Below are 14,959 nucleotides of genomic sequence, written 5' to 3'. Positions count from 1 at the left end.
GAGGGTGAAATCCCGCGGCCCTGCCCCTATCTTAGTCCCATGATGCCCAAAGTCGAAACCGGCGCAATGCGTCTTGCCTCCTATAATCTGCGCAAATGCCGCGGAACCGACGGGCTGCGCGCGCCCGGCCGGATCCTCGACGTGATCAACGAGATCGGGGCGCAGGCCGTGGCGCTTCAGGAGGCGGACATGCGCCTCGGGGCGCGCCCGGCCGCCCTGCCGCTCCGGATGATCGAGACGCATACGGATTTCACCGCCGTGCCGGTCAACCTTTCCGCCGTGTCGGTCGGCTGGCACGGCAACGCGATTCTCGTGCGCAAGGACGCCACCGTGGAGGCCGACCATCGCTTCGAGCTTCCGGGGCTCGAGCCGCGCGGCGCGGTGGCGGTGGACATCGCCGGGCTGCGCATCGTGGGCGTGCATCTCGGGCTGCTGCGCAGCTCGCGCCAGAAGCAGCTTCACGCCATCCGCGCCCATCTCTCCCGGCTCGACGACCGTCCGACCGTGATCCTCGGCGATTTCAACGAATGGTCGCAGACGGGCGGGCTCGACCCGCTGCGCGACGCCTTCGAGATCCATGCGCCGGGGCGGTCCTTCCATGCGAACCGCCCGATGGCGGCGCTCGACCGGATCGCGCATACCCCGGCGCTCGACCTGCGCGACGCGGGCGTGGTGGAAACCGAGCAGAGCCGGCGCGCCTCCGACCACCTGCCGGTCTGGGCCGACCTCGCCCGGCTCTGAGTTTTCGCTTCCGGTCCGGCGGGACTTTGGTAGGTTCGGGAAAAATCCTTTCCGGACGGTCCCATGTCGCTGTTGCAGATCACCTCCCTCCTCATCGTGCTCGCCGGCATGTTCGGCGCGTTCAATTACCTGTTCCTGCGCCTGCCCGCCGCGATCGGCATCCTCGTCGTGGCGCTGATCGCCTCGCTCACGGTGATCGGGCTCGACGCGATCTGGCCCGGCTCCCGCGTCGAGGAGACGATTCGCGCGCAGGTGGTCGCCTTCGATTTCTCCGACACGCTGCTCGAGGGCATGCTCGGGCTCCTGCTCTTCGCCGGCGCGCTGCATGTGAAGACGTCGGACCTGCGGGCGAACTGGCCGCCGGTCTTCCTCATGGCCACGCTCGGCGTCGGCCTGTCGACCGCCGTGGTGGGCGTGGGCTTCTCCTGGCTCACCGGAATGCCGCTCCTGATCGCGCTGACCTTCGGCGCGCTGATCTCCCCCACCGATCCCGTCGCGGTGCTGGGCGTGCTGCGCCAGGCCGACCTGCCGAAGAGCCTCGAGACCAAGATCGCGGGCGAGAGCCTGTTCAACGACGGCGTCGGCTATGTCGTCTATCTCGTGCTCGTCGGCCTCGCCTTCGGCGCCGCCGGACATGGCGGCGAAGCGCACGAGGCGGGCACGACGGTCGAAAGCGCGCTCCTGCTCTTCGCCAAGGAAGCCCTCGGCGGCGCGCTCCTCGGCCTCGTGCTGGGCTGGCTCACCTTCCGGGTGATGCGGCTCATCGACGATTACGCGCTCGAGGTGCTGATCACCCTCGGCCTCGCCTTCGGCGGCTACGAACTCGCCGTCGCGCTCGGCATCTCCGCCCCGATCATGGCGGTCTGCGCGGGGCTGCTGATCGGGGATGTCGGCGCGAAATACGGCATGTCGGAACAGACCCGGCGCTATGTCGACGCCTTCTGGAAGATGGTGGACGAGATCCTGAACGCCATCCTCTTCCTGATGATCGGCTTCGAGGTCTTCGCCGTGGCCTTCGACCTCTCCTCCGTCATCGCCGGGGCGCTCGCCGTGCTGCTCTCCCTCGTCGCGCGGCTCACCGCCGTGGCGATCCCGGTGACGATGCTCAAGCCGTTCCGCTCCTTCACCCCCGGCACGATCCCGATCATGACCTGGGGCGGGCTCAAGGGCGGGATCTCCGTCGCCCTCGCCCTCGCCCTGCCGGACAACGAATGGAAACCGCTGATCCTGACCGCGACCTATATCGTCGTGGTCTTCTCCATCATCGTGCAGGGGCTCACCGTGGCGCCGCTCGCACGCAAACTGAGCCGCGAACAGGAGCTGAACCTGTGACCCGATACCTCACCTACGACGTCTTCACCGACCGCCCCTTCGGCGGCAATCCCCTGGCCGTGATCCCCGAGGCGCAGGACCTGCCCGAGCCCCGGCTCCAGGAGATCGCGCGGGAGTTCAACTACTCGGAAACCGTGTTTCTCTACCCGCCCGAGGATCCGGCCCATACCGCGAGGCTGCGCATCTTCACCCCGGTGGCAGAGGTGCCCTTCGCCGGCCATCCGACCATCGGCGCGGCGGTGGCGCTGGCCGGCCTGGGGCACGGGCCGCAGATGCGGCTCGAGCTGAAGATCGGACGGATCGACGCGGTGGCGCATGACGGGCGGGCCCATTTCGTCGCCCGCCAGCCGCTCGAGATCCTCGCCCGGCCCGCCCCCGACCTCGTCGCCGCCGCGCTGGGACTGGCCCGCGCCGATCTCGCAGGCCCGCCGGTCATGGCCGGGATGGGGCTCGCCTTCACCTTCACCGAACTCGCCTCCCGCGCCGCCCTGTCGCGGATCGCGACCGATCTCGCGGCCTTCCGCGCGGGCAACGCGCTCCATCCCGCCGGGCTCGATTTCGCCCAGGCGCCCTACTGGCGCGACGGCGACACGATCCACATGCGCATGTTCGCCCCGCTCGACAACGTGCCCGAGGATCCCGCGACCGGCTCCGCCGCCGCGGCGCTCGGGCGGCTCTTGGCCGGGACGGGCGACAGGGCGGTCTTCACCGTCCACCAGGGCGACGACATGGGGCGGCCCTCCCGCATCTCCGTCACCGCGACGCCCGAGGCCGTGACCATCGGCGGCGCCGCGGTGCGGGTGATGGAGGGACGGCTCGTGACCTGAGGGGCTGGACCCCGCCCGCGCCATTGCCTAACGTGGGGTCCACGACCGAACCGGAGGCCAGATGCCGACCACGATCCTCTCCCGCTGCGAGGCCAAGGGGCTGCGCCTGACAGACCAGCGCCGGGTCATTGCCTCGGTGCTCGACGAGGCGCGCGACCATCCCGATGTCGAGGAACTCTATGCCCGCGCCTCCGCGAAGGATGCAGGCATCTCGCTCGCCACGGTCTACCGCACGGTCCGCCTCTTCGAGGAGCGCGGCATCCTCGAGAAGCTCGACTTCGGCGACGGGCGCGCCCGCTACGAGGCCGCCGACCGCGCCCATCACGACCATCTCATCGACATGGAGACCGGCCAGGTGATCGAATTCTTCGACCCGGAGATCGAGGCGCTTCAGGAACGCATCGCCGAACGGCTCGGCTACGAGCTGACCGGCCACCGCTTCGAACTCTACGGCACGCGCAAGAAGCCCTGACACGACCGGTCCGCGCGAGGCCGCACGCCGCGCAGCCTCTCTTCAATGTGCGCGTTCGCGCACCCCCCGTCCGCAGCTTTGACACCCCTCCCGCCCTTGCCCCCTCCGCGGGATCGCGGCAAAGCCTCGGACACTCTCCCCATGCAAAGGCCGAGAAGATGAACAACGTCACCGCCATTCTCCTCGTGATCGCCTCCATGGCGGCCTTCACGCTCGAGGACATGTTCATCAAGCTCCTCTCCCAGAGCCTTCCCGTGGGCGAGGCCGTGTTCTTCATCGCCACGGGCTGCGCCGTCATCTTCCTGATCTGGGCCCGCGCCAAGGGACAGGCGGTCTTCGTGCCGCGCAACTGGCGGCCCCTCGTGCTCCTGCGCGCGCTGACCGAGGCGGTGGCGACCGTCGCCTTCACCACCGCCCTGTCGCGCGCGGAAATCTCCATCGTCGGCGCCGTGTTCCAGTCGATGCCCCTCGCGGTCACGCTCGGCGCGGCGCTGTTTCTCGGCGAGCGCGTCGGCTGGCGGCGCTGGCTCGCCATCGCGGTCGGCTTCGCCGGCGTGCTCGTCATCATCCGCCCCGGCCTCGCGGGCTTCGATCCGCAGGTGCTCTGGGTGCTCGTCGCCGTCATCGCGGTGGCGACGCGCGACCTGATGACCCGCGTGATGGACGCCGCCGTGCCCTCGAGCGTGGTCTCCTTCCAGGCCTTCCTCGCGGTGATCCCCGCGACCCTGCTCAACCTCTGGCTTTCCGGCGACAGCGCCGTCACGCCCCAGGCCGCCGACCTGCTGAAGGTCGCGGGCGGCATCACCTTCGGCGTGCTGGGCTATGCGGCGATCGTGGCGGGGATGCGGCTCGGCGATGCCTCCGCCGTCACGCCGTTCCGCTACACCCGCCTCATCTTCACGATGATCGCGGGCGTCGTGGTCTTCGGCGAACGGCCGGACCTGCTCACCTGGCTCGGCTCCGCGCTCATCATCGCCTCCGGCCTCTACACCTTCCTGCGCGAACGCCAGCTCGCGCGGGCGCACCGGGCAGCGGCCGACACGGCGGCCGGACCGCGCGGCGCCTGATCCCCGCCGCGAAAAGCCGAAGCCCCGCACGATGTTAGCGCATGGCCTGTTGACCCTTGCGCCGCGCCTGCTATCACAACACGCGACTGGCCCGCAAACAGCGAAGGGACTTACGCATGAGCACCATCATCGACATCATCGGCCGCGAGATCCTCGACAGCCGCGGCAATCCGACGGTCGAAGTCGACGTCATCCTCGAGGACGGGACCATGGGCCGCGCCGCCGTCCCCTCCGGCGCCTCCACCGGCGCGCATGAGGCGGTGGAGAAGCGCGACGGCGACAAGGCGCGCTACCTCGGCAAGGGCGTGCTCGAAGCCGTGGCCGCCGTCAACGGCGAGATCGCCGAGGCGCTCGTGGGCATGGACGCGACCGAACAGGAAGCCATCGACGCGGCGATGATCGAACTCGACGGCACCGACAACAAGGGCCGGCTGGGCGCCAATGCCATCCTCGGCGTGTCGCTCGCCTGCGCCAAGGCCGCGGCCGATTACTCCGCCCTGCCGCTCTACCGCTATGTCGGCGGCTCCGCCGCGCGCGTCCTGCCGGTGCCGATGATGAACATCATCAACGGCGGCGAACATGCCGACAACCCGATCGACTTCCAGGAATTCATGATCATGCCGGTCTCCGCCACCAGCGTGCGGGAGGCGATCCGCATGGGCTCCGAAGTGTTCCACACGCTGAAGAAGGAACTGTCGGCCGCCGGCTACAACACCGGGATCGGGGATGAGGGCGGCTTCGCACCGAACATCAACTCCACGCGCGAAGCCCTTGATTTCGTCCTGAAATCCATCGAAAAGGCCGGCTACGCCCCCGGCGAGGATATCTATCTCGCGCTCGACTGCGCCTCGACCGAATATTACGAGGGCGGCAAGTACGAGATGACGGGCGAAGGCAAGTCCCTCACCTCGGAAGAAAACGCCGACTACCTCGTGGAGCTGTGCAACGATTACCCGATCATCTCGATCGAGGACGGCATGGCCGAGGACGACTGGGAGGGCTGGAAACTCCTGACCGAAAAGCTCGGCGACCGGGTGCAGCTCGTGGGCGACGACCTCTTCGTGACCAATCCGAAGCGCCTCTCCGACGGCATCGCGCAGGGCGTCGCGAATTCGATGCTCGTGAAGGTGAACCAGATCGGCACCCTGTCGGAGACGCTCCGCGCCGTCGACATGGCCCACCGTGCGCGCTACACCAATGTGATGAGCCACCGCTCCGGGGAGACCGAGGACGCGACCATCGCGGATCTCGCCGTTGCCACCAATTGCGGCCAGATCAAGACCGGCTCGATGTCCCGCTCCGACCGGATGGCGAAATACAACCAGCTGATCCGCATCGAGGAACAGCTCGGGGAAACCGCCGAATATGCCGGCCGCTCCATCCTGAGGACATGAGCGCAAACCTCTGGTTTCACAAGAGAAAGCCCTGCCTGTCCGGCGGGGCTTTTTGCGGCGCGCCGTCCCGGCTCACCGGCTCAGGAAATCCGTCAGCACGGCGTTGAACTCCTCCGCATGGCTCACGTTGCAGCCATGCGGCGCGCCCTCGATGACGTGCAGCCGGCTCCCCGCGATGGCGCGGTGGGTCCGCGCGCCCGACCCCTCGAGCGGCACGATCCCGTCGGCATCGCCATGCAGCACGAGGGTCGGCACCCTGACGTTCTGGAGATCGGCGCGGAAATCCGTGGTCCCGAAGGCCTCCATGCAATCGAGCGCCGCCTTCCGGTCCGATTGCCGGCTCAGCTCCACCGCCGTCTCCAGCTCCGCCTCCGGGACGGCCAGATCCTCGCCCGCCGTGTAGAACTTCCGCGCGAAATCCGCGAAGAAGGCGTCGCGGTCCTCCCGCAGATCCCGCTCCATCCCTTGCGCCTCCTCCTCGCTCAGCGGACCGTTCGGATTGTCCTCCGTCCGCATGAGATAGGGCGGCACGGCAGAGGCGAAGACGATGGAATGCAGCCGCGCGTTGCCCTCCGACCCGACATAACGCGCCACCTCGCCGCCGCCCATCGAGAAGCCGACCAGCGTCACGTCCTCGAGCTCCATCGCCTCCATCAGCCCGGCGAGATCGTCCGCGAGCGTGTCGTAATCATATCCGTCAAAGGGCTTGCCCGACCGGCCGAAGCCGCGGCGGTCATAGGCGACGACGCGAAAGCCGGCCTCCGCCAGCGCATCCACCTGCGGTGCCCAGGCCGCGGCGGACAGCGGCCAGCCGTGGATCAGCACGACGGGCCGCCCCGTCCCCTTCTGTTCGACATGCAGCTTCACGCCGTTGACCTCCACATCCGTCACGGAAAACGAACCATCCATCCCGGTTTCTCCTCTCTCCTGCTGCAACGGCTCCATCCGGCCTGTTGCATCGGGAGCCCATCTGTGCTCCCTGTTCCCGAACTCAACGGGGGCCGGACCGTCCTGTTCCTGTGACCAAGAAATCGTGAACGGCGATGCGACGGAGGCGCGGCAGATGACATGTGACTTTCCCGACGGAACCCACGACCTGCCCCCCGGCAAGCTCGCCGCCGTGGTCACCTGGCTGGAGATGACCGACCGCCCCGCCCCGCGCGACATCCGCGCGCCGGAGGGGGTGGAGCTCGTCGCCCATCCCGCGCCCGCACCCGACTGGTATCGCGCGCTCTACCGGCGGGTGGGCGAGGACTGGCTCTGGGTCTCGCGGCTCTCCATGGGCGACGCGGCGCTCGCCACGATCCTGCACGCGCCGGAGGTGGAGGTGTATTCGCTGCGCAAGGGGGGCGAGGATCTCGGCCTTCTGGAGCTCGATTTCCGCGATCCCGACAACACGGAACTGGCCTTCTTCGGGCTCGCGCCGGAACTCATCGGCACGGGCGCCGGCCGCTGGCTGATGGAACAGGCGCTCGCGCGGGTCTTCGCCCGGCCCGTCCGGCGGTTCTTCGTGCACACCTGCACGCTCGACAGCCCGCAGGCCCTGGCCTTCTACATCCGCTCCGGCTTCACGCCCTTCAAACGGTCGGTGGAGATCATGGACGACCCCCGCCGGGCGGGCGCGATCGCGCCGCACATCGCCCCGCATATTCCCCTCCTCTGACCGCACCCTTCGCCGGAGGGGGCGACAGACGGAAGAACCCCGCATCCGAAGATGCGGGGCCCCCTGCAAACAGCAAACTTGTTACGATACCCACAACACTCGTTACAACACGCGGAACTGCCTCACGGGCACGGCGCGGTGTAATAGCCGCCCCGCCCGTTGGCGTAAGCACAGGTCGCCTTGTTCTGGTTCTCGGCCACCATCGTCCCGGCAGCGGCGCCGCCGAGCGTTGCGAGCACCCTCCATTCATCGTTCGCGCCAAGAGCATCGGCGGTCAGATATCCAAGGCCGGCACCGGCGGCGGCCCCGACTGCGGAATTCTGCTGCGACGTGGTCATGTCCGTGCAGGCGGCGAGGGTCGGGACGGCGAAGGCGAGCGCCAGAAGGGTCTGCTTTTTCATGGAGAGGCTCCCAGTCGTTTGTTGTCTCGAGGTACAACCGCAAGCCACGGAAAAGGTTTCCAAAGAATTTACATTTTTTGATAGAATTTTCGGAATTCCCGTAAAGGAGCCTCAGTCTTGGACAAAACCATCACTGCGGAGGATCTGATCCGCCGCCTCGACCTTGCCCCGCATCCCGAGGGCGGACATTTCCGGCAGACTTGGGCGGCCGCCGCCGCGCCCGGCGCACGGCCGTCCGGCACCTGCATCTATTTCCTGCTGCGCGCCGGCGAGGCGAGCCACTGGCACAGGGTCGATGCGGCGGAGATCTGGCATTTCTACGCCGGCGGGCCGCTCCGGCTGTCGATCTCCGACACCGACCGGGGGCCGGCGCGCGATCACCTGCTGGGCGCCGATCTCGCCGCCGGACAAAGCCCGCAGATCCTCGTCCCCGAAGGCCACTGGCAGGCGGCGCGCAGCCTCGGGGACTGGACGCTCGTCGGCTGCACCGTCTCCCCCGGCTTCCGCTTCGACGGGTTCGAACTGGCCGCGCCGGGCTTCACGATCCCCGCCGCAAGCGGGTGACCCGCTGTCGCCCCTGCGACACCGGCCTTCCCCTTTCGCGAATCGTCTTGCAAAACTGCGACCGGCGCCCGGCCCGGTCCCACACGGCAGGGATGAGTTACCGCTAGCAGCCTCGCACCGGCAGACGGAAGCATCCGATTTTCCGCCCATTTCGCAGGCATTTCCCCCCGCCCGCGGGAAAAGCACGCGCATTTTCCGCCTCCGGGAGCGTCAGGGTAAGGGAAACCGGACTGTCAACCTGAGGGAGATGGGTTAACCTAACGTCAGTTAGTGAGTGAGGGGGTCAAAGGACGTCCCGTCAGGCGCCCTTGGGTAGTGAGTGGTGTTACGAGGCTGGTCGGGCAGGTACCGGGGAAACCCGGCAAGTGCCTGCCCGCCAGCGGCCACACCGGATGTCGGACACAGGTTCCAATCACTGATGAACCATGGCCAGGGGCCGGTCATGCGGCAGGGCGCGAGATCCTGCCGCCACCGATCGCCGCGCGCACACCCGTCGTGCCGGGCGCGGAGGTCGGAAGGCCCGCGATCACCCGCGCGGCGAGATAGGCGAAGGCCTGCGCCTCGAGCATGTCGCCGTCGAGCCCCGCCTCTTCCACCGGCCGCACCGGACAGTCCACCGCCGCCGCGATCATCGCCATGAGCGTCGCGTTGTGCCGCCCGCCCCCGGTCACATGGAGGACCGCGGGCGGCGTCGGGCAATGGTCCATCGCCCGCGCCACGGCGGCGGCGGAAAAGGCCGTGAGCGTCGCGGCGGCATCCGCGTCGGACAGCGGCGCGACCGCCTCGAGCAGCCCGTGGAAGGCGTTGCGGTCGAGCGATTTCGGCGGCATGCGGAAGAAATAGGGATTGGCGAGCCCCGCCGCCACGATCTCCATCTCCGGCGTGCCGCGCGCGGCAAGCGCCCCGCCCGCGTCGAAGGCCAGGCCGAGCCGGGCGGCGACGAGATCGTTCACCGGCGCGTTCGCGGGCCCGGTGTCGAAGGCGAGCAGCGCGCCGGGCGCGGCCGGATCCGCGACCGAGGGATCGGCCCAGGTGATATTGCCGACCCCGCCCATGTTGAGAAAGGCGACCGGCGCCGTCGCGCCGATATGCCGGGCGAGCGCGTGGTGGTAGAAGGGCGCGAGCGGCGCCCCCTGCCCGCCCAGCCGCATGTCGGCGGAGCGGAAGTCCCAGACCACCGGCACGTCGAAAAGCTCCGCCAGCACCGCGCCGTCCCCGGCCTGGAAGGTGCGGCCCGCCTCGGGCGCGTGGTTGAAGGTCTGGCCGTGGAAGCCGATCAGGTCGAACCCCTCGAGCTGCGACAGCGCCTCGGCATGGGCGGTCTCGATCAGCTCGGTGATCTCCGGCCCGACCTCCCATGTCCCCAGCCCCTCGCGCAGCAGCGCCTGTTCGCGCGCGCCGTAGGGCCGGCAGGCACTGTCGCCGAAGCCGAGGATCTCCCGCCCGTCGGTGAGGATCGTGGCGACGTCCACCCCGTCGAGCGAGGTGCCCGACATGCATCCGGCGACACGGATCGCCTCTCCCTTGCCCCTGCCCTGCATGACCTCTTTCCCTTTGGCCCCCGCCCCGATATATCAGGCCGCACTGACCCTTTGAACGGAAAAGAGAGCGATGACCTACCACCCGAAGTCGGAATTTCTCCGCGTCATCATCGAACGCGGGTTCCTGGCCGATTGCACCAATCTTCAGGAGCTGGACGAGGCCCTGAACGCGGGAATGGTCACCGCCTATATCGGCTATGACGCGACGGCGGCGTCGCTCCATGTCGGGCACCTGCTGAACATCATGCTCCTGCGCTGGTTCCAGAAGACCGGGCACCGGCCGATCACCCTCATGGGCGGCGGCACGACCAAGGTGGGCGACCCCTCCTTCCGCTCCGACGAGCGTCCGCTCCTCGGGCCGGAACAGATCGACGCCAATATCGCCGGGATGCAGAGGGTCTTCGCCCGCTACCTCGAGTATGGCGATGCGGGCACCGCGGCCTCGGGCGGCGGTGCGGCAGGGCAGGACAATCTCGCGCTGATGCGCAACAATGCCGAATGGCTCGACGATCTGAACTACCTCGATTTCCTGCGCGACATCGGGCGGCATTTCTCCGTCAACCGGATGCTGTCCTTCGAGAGCGTGAAATCGCGCCTCGACCGCGAGCAGTCGCTGTCCTTCCTCGAATTCAACTACATGATCCTCCAGGCCTACGATTTCCTCGAGCTGAACCGCCGCTACGGCTGCCTGTTGCAGATGGGCGGCTCGGACCAGTGGGGCAATATCGTGAACGGCATCGACCTGACCCGCCGCGTGCTCGACCGCGAGATCTACGGGCTGACCACACCGCTGCTGACCACCTCGGACGGGCGCAAGATGGGCAAGAGCCAGGGCGGCGCGGTCTGGCTCAATGCCGAAATGCTCTCGCCCTATGAATTCTGGCAATTCTGGCGCAACACGACCGATGCGGACACCGGCCGGTTCCTCAAGCTCTACACCGAGCTTCCGGTGGCCGAATGCGACCGGCTCGGCGCGCTCGAAGGCTCGGAGATCAACGCGGCGAAGATCGTCCTCGCCAACGAGGTGACGAAGCTGCTGCATGGCGAGGAGGCCGCGAAGGCCGCCGAGGCGACCGCGCGCGAGGTGTTCGAGAAGGGCGGAACCGGCGACGACCTCCCGACGCTCGAACTGACGCCCGCGGAGATCGGCGACGGCGTCTCCATCGTCCAGCTCTTCGTGCGTTCGGGCCTCGCCGGTTCGGGCAAGGAGGCCAAGCGCCTCTTCGCCGAAGGCGGCGCGAAGGTGAACGATGCCGACCACCGGGAGGCGGGGCTTCTCGTCACCTCCGACATGCTCGCCGCGCCGATGAAACTCTCCGCCGGAAAGAAGCGCCACGCCCTCGTGGTGCTGCGCGACTGACGGGCGGATTGCCGCATCCGCGACGCCGGGTGCGGCTTTTCCGCGACAGCTTCCCGATCTCTTGCATTTTTGACTTGAACCTCTCCGTTTTCGGTCCAGAACATTTCGCATGACACACCGCGCCCCGCTCCTTCTTCTCGCACTCTCCCTGACGGGCCTGCCCGCGCTGCCGCTCGCCGCGCAGGGCTGGTGGGAGGCCGAGGGCTGGGGCGAGATCGGCGTGCGCAGCGGGACCGGCGACGAGGATTTCTATTTCGGCGGCAACGCGACCTGGCGGACGACCGCGCCGGGGCTCGGGCTCGAACTCGGCGCCTATGGCGAGGCCGGAAGCGTTCACGACACCTATGCGGCGCTGACCTATGAATTCGCCAATGGCGACCGCCTCGCCTTCGGTGACCCCCGCCCGGCCTACGACAGCTTCGCGCGGCCGGTGCTGAGCGACGTCTTCCTCTCCGCCGCGCTGGAGCGGTCGGAGATCGGCATGAGCCGGGCGACGGACGGCGCGATCACCGAAAACGACTATCAGCCCTATGGCGCCGCGCTGCGGATGGACGGCGCGGCGGTCTCCCTGCATTACGTCGAGGAAACCGAGGCCGCGATCCTCGGCGTCGGCGGCGAATGGCTGCTCGGCGGCTGGGGGGCGGAAACCGCGCTCGAACTGACCGACGACGGCGACAGCGAGGTCAATGCGAAATTCCAGCTCGCCCGCGGGATCGGACCGGGCGAATTCAGCGCCGCGCTGTTCTACAACGACGCCAACGACGCCTCCACCGAGATGGAATTCGCCTATCGCCACACGCTCGGCGGCATGGTGGAAATGACCGAACTCGTCTCCATCCCGGTCGACGAGACCGAGGAGGCGCTCGCGGTGGTCGGGGCGCGCATCGCGACGCCGAGCGTCTTCTCCCTCGACCTCGCCGCCGGCATCCAGGACGGCGACGGGCTGGCGAGCGCGGGTCTGCGGCTCGACTTCTGACCCTTTCGCGAAACCGGAAAGGGCGCGCCTCCCGGCACGCCCTCTGCGATCTTCCAGGGCGATCTTCCAGCGCGACGGATCAGTCGGTGACGGTGACCGAACTCATCACGTCCGGCTCCCCGATCACCGCGCCGTTCGCCCCCTCGCCGCGCTTGATCGCGTTCACCACATCCATGCCCGAAGTCACCTCCCCCACGACCGTATACTGGCCGTTGAGATGCGACGCCGGGGCGAACATGATGAAGAACTGGCTGTTGGCGCTGTCGGGCGACTGGCTGCGCGCCATGCCGACGACACCGGCGGCGAAGTCGCGGTCGGAGAATTCCGCCTTCAGATCCGGCAGGTCGGACCCGCCGCGCCCGGCCATCTGCATGGAGAACCCCTCGGCCCCCATCTTCCCGTATTGCACATCGCCCGTCTGGGCCATGAACCCGTCGATCACGCGGTGGAACACCACCCCGTCATAGGCGCCCTCCGAGGCGAGCTCGGTGATCCGGGCGACATGCTCGGGCGCGACATCCTCGAACAGGTCGACATGGACGGTGCCGTTGGCCTGCCCCGACACGGTGATGTCGAGGCCGGTGGCGAAGGCGGGGCCGGCGGCAAACGCCGCGAGAAGCAGCGCGCGCTTAAACATCCGCGGCCACCTTCACCGAAACCATGTGATCGGGCTCCATCGGCGGCTCGCCGCGGGCGATCTTGTCCACCGCCTCCATGCCGGAGATCACGCGGCCATAGACCGTGTATTGCCGGTTCAGGAAATGGTTGTCCGCGAAATTGATGAAGAACTGCGAATTCGCCGAATTCGGGTCCATCGCGCGGGCCGCGCCGATCGTGCCGCGGTCATGCGGGATGCCGGAGAACTCGGCCGGCACGTTCGGCAGGTCCGACCCGCCCGTGCCCGCGCGGCGCGGTTCGTAATCCTTCGTCCTGTTGCCGAACTGCACGTCGCCCGTCTGCGCCATGAAGCCGTCGATCACGCGGTGGAACACCACCCCGTCATAGGCGCCCGCCCGCGCGAGCTCCTTCATCCGCTCGGCATGTTTCGGCGCGATCTCGGGCAGAAGCTCGATCACGACCTGGCCATGCTCCAGATCGACGATGATGGTGTTTTCGGGGTCCTTGATCTCGGCCATGACGGCTCCTCCACATGTCAATTCGACCGCACCTTAGAACCACAGCGACGCAAGGGAAAGGGGCAAGGCTCACGCGCGGTTGACGAAGGCGTGTGGTGGGCTAAACAGGAAGGCAAACTCGCCAACCTCCCGAAAGGAGCCCCGGAACATGGCCTGGAAAACCCTCGACGACATGGAGCTTACCGGAAAGATCGTGCTGACGCGCGTGGACATCAACGTGCCTGTCGAGGACGGAAAGGTGACCGACGCCACGCGGATCGAACGGATCAGGCCAACGATCGACGACATTCTCGCCAAGGGCGGCAAACCCGTCCTGCTCGCCCATTTCGGCCGTCCGAAGGGCAAGGTCGTGCCGGAGATGAGCCTCGGCCAGATCCGGGAGACGGTGGCCGAAATCCTGGGCGTTCCCGTCCGCTTCGCCACCGACTGCATCGGCGGCCCGGCGAAGGAGGCGGTCGCCGCCCTCGGCGAGGGCGAGGTGCTGCTGCTCGAGAACACCCGCTTCCACGAGGGCGAGGAGAAGAACGACAAGCAGTTCGCCGCCTCCCTCGCCGCCCTGGGCGACATCTACGTGAACGATGCCTTCTCCGCGGCGCATCGCGCCCATGGCTCGACCGAGGGCGTGGCGAAACTCCTGCCCTCCTGCGCCGGCCGGCTGATGGAGGCGGAGCTCTCCGCGCTCGAGCGCGCGCTCGGCTCTCCCGCCCGCCCGGTCATGGCCGTGGTCGGCGGCGCGAAGGTCTCCACCAAGCTCGACCTGCTCGGCAATCTCGTGCGCAAGGTCAACTACCTGGTGATCGGCGGCGGCATGGCCAACACCTTCCTCGCCGCCGAGGGCGTGGACGTCGGCAAGTCGCTCTGCGAGCACGACCTCGCGGAGACCGCGCGCGAGATCACCAAGAAGGCGGGCGAGGCCGGCTGCGAGATCATTCTGCCCGTCGATGTCGTCGTCGCCCGCGAATTCAGGGCCGGCGCGGAGAACGAGACCGTGCCGACGACCGAATGCCCGCATGACGCGATGATCCTCGATGCCGGCCCGAAATCGGTGGAAAAGATCGCCTCGCTGCTCGCGGACTCCCGCACGCTGATCTGGAACGGCCCGCTCGGCGCCTTCGAGATCGAGCCCTTCGACGCGGCGACCAACGCCGCCGCACGGAAGGCCGCCGAGCTGTCGAAGGCCGGCAGGCTCGTCTCCGTCGCGGGCGGCGGCGACACCGTGGCCGCGCTCAACAGGGCCGGCGCGGCACAGGATTTCACCTATATCTCCACCGCCGGCGGCGCCTTCCTCGAATGGATGGAGGGCAAGACGCTGCCGGGCGTCGCGGCGCTCGAATGACACCTCCTCCGAAGGCCCGCCCTCCCCGGCGGGCCTTTTCCGTGTCACGCGGGCCGGGCCCCCGCGGCAGGCGACCTGCCGCCAAAGGCGCCGGGCGTTAGCGCCACCACGATTGCGGCCCGCCGCGCATCGCGCTACCCCTTGGGGGA

16 protein-coding genes are annotated in these 14,959 nt (G+C 68.2%); 11 read left to right on the top strand and 5 right to left on the bottom strand.

Features of this window, described 5'->3' with window-relative positions; translation table 11 throughout:
* The first annotated feature begins 39 nt into the window (after nt 1–39).
* From P73_RS08730 to eno, 6 genes are all read left to right on the top strand, one after another.
* Nucleotides 40–741 (top strand): endonuclease/exonuclease/phosphatase family protein, encoded by a 702-nt coding sequence (locus tag P73_RS08730; protein WP_245629253.1) that lies wholly within the window; start codon nt 40–42, stop codon nt 739–741.
* 63 nt (nt 742–804) lie between these two features.
* Complete coding sequence (locus P73_RS08725; protein WP_043869317.1) at nt 805–2,073, top strand: cation:proton antiporter; 1,269 nt, start codon at nt 805–807, stop codon at nt 2,071–2,073.
* Nucleotides 2,070–2,900, top strand: coding sequence for a PhzF family phenazine biosynthesis protein (locus P73_RS08720; RefSeq protein WP_043869316.1), 831 nt, complete (start codon nt 2,070–2,072; stop codon nt 2,898–2,900). The genes P73_RS08725 and P73_RS08720 overlap by 4 nt, the downstream gene beginning before the upstream one ends.
* A gap of 61 nt (nt 2,901–2,961) precedes the next feature.
* Complete coding sequence (locus P73_RS08715; RefSeq protein ID WP_043869315.1) at nt 2,962–3,372, top strand: Fur family transcriptional regulator; 411 nt, start codon at nt 2,962–2,964, stop codon at nt 3,370–3,372.
* Between the two features lie 158 nt (nt 3,373–3,530).
* Nucleotides 3,531–4,439 (top strand): DMT family transporter, encoded by a 909-nt coding sequence (locus tag P73_RS08710; protein WP_043869314.1) that lies wholly within the window; start codon nt 3,531–3,533, stop codon nt 4,437–4,439.
* 116 nt (nt 4,440–4,555) lie between these two features.
* The gene (gene eno, locus P73_RS08705; protein WP_043869313.1) at nt 4,556–5,833 is read left to right on the top strand and encodes a phosphopyruvate hydratase; all 1,278 of its coding nucleotides are present in this window, start codon (nt 4,556–4,558) and stop codon (nt 5,831–5,833) included.
* Nucleotides 5,834–5,905: 72 nt separating this feature from the next.
* Here the strand turns inward: eno and P73_RS08700 are convergent, their stop codons facing one another.
* On the bottom strand, nt 5,906–6,742 hold the full coding sequence (locus P73_RS08700; RefSeq protein ID WP_052453124.1) for an alpha/beta fold hydrolase: 837 nt from the start codon (nt 6,740–6,742) through the stop codon (nt 5,906–5,908).
* Nucleotides 6,743–6,896: 154 nt separating this feature from the next.
* Between P73_RS08700 and P73_RS08695 the strand changes: the two genes are divergently transcribed.
* Nucleotides 6,897–7,496: a GNAT family N-acetyltransferase gene (locus P73_RS08695; protein ID WP_043871527.1), complete on the top strand. Its 600-nt coding sequence runs from the start codon at nt 6,897–6,899 to the stop codon at nt 7,494–7,496.
* 122 nt (nt 7,497–7,618) lie between these two features.
* Here P73_RS08695 and P73_RS08690 read toward each other — a convergent pair whose 3' ends face one another.
* The gene (locus P73_RS08690; protein WP_043869312.1) at nt 7,619–7,897 is read right to left on the bottom strand and encodes a glycine zipper 2TM domain-containing protein; all 279 of its coding nucleotides are present in this window, start codon (nt 7,895–7,897) and stop codon (nt 7,619–7,621) included.
* 117 nt (nt 7,898–8,014) lie between these two features.
* Here P73_RS08690 and P73_RS08685 point away from each other — a divergent pair, with 117 nt between their 5' ends.
* Nucleotides 8,015–8,461, top strand: coding sequence for a cupin domain-containing protein (locus tag P73_RS08685; RefSeq protein ID WP_420836127.1), 447 nt, complete (start codon nt 8,015–8,017; stop codon nt 8,459–8,461).
* Between the two features lie 440 nt (nt 8,462–8,901).
* Here P73_RS08685 and P73_RS08680 read toward each other — a convergent pair whose 3' ends face one another.
* Nucleotides 8,902–10,002: an anhydro-N-acetylmuramic acid kinase gene (locus P73_RS08680; RefSeq protein ID WP_043869311.1), complete on the bottom strand. Its 1,101-nt coding sequence runs from the start codon at nt 10,000–10,002 to the stop codon at nt 8,902–8,904.
* Nucleotides 10,003–10,072: 70 nt separating this feature from the next.
* On the opposite strand from P73_RS08680, the gene tyrS reads away from it, so the two are divergent.
* Nucleotides 10,073–11,362 carry a tyrosine--tRNA ligase gene (gene tyrS, locus P73_RS08675; protein WP_043869310.1) on the top strand — a complete coding sequence of 430 codons (1,290 nt, stop codon included), beginning with the start codon at nt 10,073–10,075 and terminating at the stop codon, nt 11,360–11,362.
* Nucleotides 11,363–11,471: 109 nt separating this feature from the next.
* A complete protein-coding gene (locus tag P73_RS08670) occupies nt 11,472–12,338 on the top strand; it encodes a hypothetical protein (RefSeq protein WP_043869309.1) in 867 nt (288 codons plus the stop codon).
* Nucleotides 12,339–12,417: 79 nt separating this feature from the next.
* Here the strand turns inward: P73_RS08670 and P73_RS08665 are convergent, their stop codons facing one another.
* Nucleotides 12,418–12,975 (bottom strand): peptidylprolyl isomerase, encoded by a 558-nt coding sequence (locus P73_RS08665; RefSeq protein ID WP_043869308.1) that lies wholly within the window; start codon nt 12,973–12,975, stop codon nt 12,418–12,420.
* On the bottom strand, nt 12,968–13,474 hold the full coding sequence (locus tag P73_RS08660) for a peptidylprolyl isomerase (RefSeq protein ID WP_043869307.1): 507 nt from the start codon (nt 13,472–13,474) through the stop codon (nt 12,968–12,970). Before P73_RS08660 ends, P73_RS08665 begins: the two co-directional genes overlap by 8 nt.
* Nucleotides 13,475–13,622: 148 nt before the next feature.
* Between P73_RS08660 and P73_RS08655 the strand changes: the two genes are divergently transcribed.
* A complete protein-coding gene (locus tag P73_RS08655) occupies nt 13,623–14,810 on the top strand; it encodes a phosphoglycerate kinase (protein ID WP_043869306.1) in 1,188 nt (395 codons plus the stop codon).
* Nucleotides 14,811–14,959 lie beyond the last annotated feature (149 nt).

Origin of the sequence: Celeribacter indicus, from assembly GCF_000819565.1 — a bacterium.
GTDB classification, from domain to species: domain Bacteria; phylum Pseudomonadota; class Alphaproteobacteria; order Rhodobacterales; family Rhodobacteraceae; genus Celeribacter; species Celeribacter indicus.
The sequence above is the reverse complement of the archived record's forward strand: the minus strand, read 5'-3'. Positions and strand labels throughout refer to the sequence as shown.

What these genes read in the sequence shown, in the direction of transcription:
- P73_RS08730 (WP_245629253.1), top strand. Translation starts at nt 40, where the DNA reads ATGATGCCCAAAGTCGAAACCGGCGCAATGCGTCTTGCCTCCTATAAT.
- P73_RS08725 (WP_043869317.1), top strand. Translation starts at nt 805, where the DNA reads ATGTCGCTGTTGCAGATCACCTCCCTCCTCATCGTGCTCGCCGGCATG.
- P73_RS08715 (WP_043869315.1), top strand. Translation starts at nt 2,962, where the DNA reads ATGCCGACCACGATCCTCTCCCGCTGCGAGGCCAAGGGGCTGCGCCTG.
- P73_RS08710 (WP_043869314.1), top strand. Translation starts at nt 3,531, where the DNA reads ATGAACAACGTCACCGCCATTCTCCTCGTGATCGCCTCCATGGCGGCC.
- eno (WP_043869313.1), top strand. Translation starts at nt 4,556, where the DNA reads ATGAGCACCATCATCGACATCATCGGCCGCGAGATCCTCGACAGCCGC.
- P73_RS08700 (WP_052453124.1), bottom strand. Translation starts at nt 6,742, where the DNA reads ATGGATGGTTCGTTTTCCGTGACGGATGTGGAGGTCAACGGCGTGAAG.
- P73_RS08695 (WP_043871527.1), top strand. Translation starts at nt 6,897, where the DNA reads ATGACATGTGACTTTCCCGACGGAACCCACGACCTGCCCCCCGGCAAG.
- P73_RS08690 (WP_043869312.1), bottom strand. Translation starts at nt 7,897, where the DNA reads ATGAAAAAGCAGACCCTTCTGGCGCTCGCCTTCGCCGTCCCGACCCTC.
- P73_RS08680 (WP_043869311.1), bottom strand. Translation starts at nt 10,002, where the DNA reads ATGCAGGGCAGGGGCAAGGGAGAGGCGATCCGTGTCGCCGGATGCATG.
- tyrS (WP_043869310.1), top strand. Translation starts at nt 10,073, where the DNA reads ATGACCTACCACCCGAAGTCGGAATTTCTCCGCGTCATCATCGAACGC.
- P73_RS08670 (WP_043869309.1), top strand. Translation starts at nt 11,472, where the DNA reads ATGACACACCGCGCCCCGCTCCTTCTTCTCGCACTCTCCCTGACGGGC.
- P73_RS08665 (WP_043869308.1), bottom strand. Translation starts at nt 12,975, where the DNA reads ATGTTTAAGCGCGCGCTGCTTCTCGCGGCGTTTGCCGCCGGCCCCGCC.
- P73_RS08660 (WP_043869307.1), bottom strand. Translation starts at nt 13,474, where the DNA reads ATGGCCGAGATCAAGGACCCCGAAAACACCATCATCGTCGATCTGGAG.
- P73_RS08655 (WP_043869306.1), top strand. Translation starts at nt 13,623, where the DNA reads ATGGCCTGGAAAACCCTCGACGACATGGAGCTTACCGGAAAGATCGTG.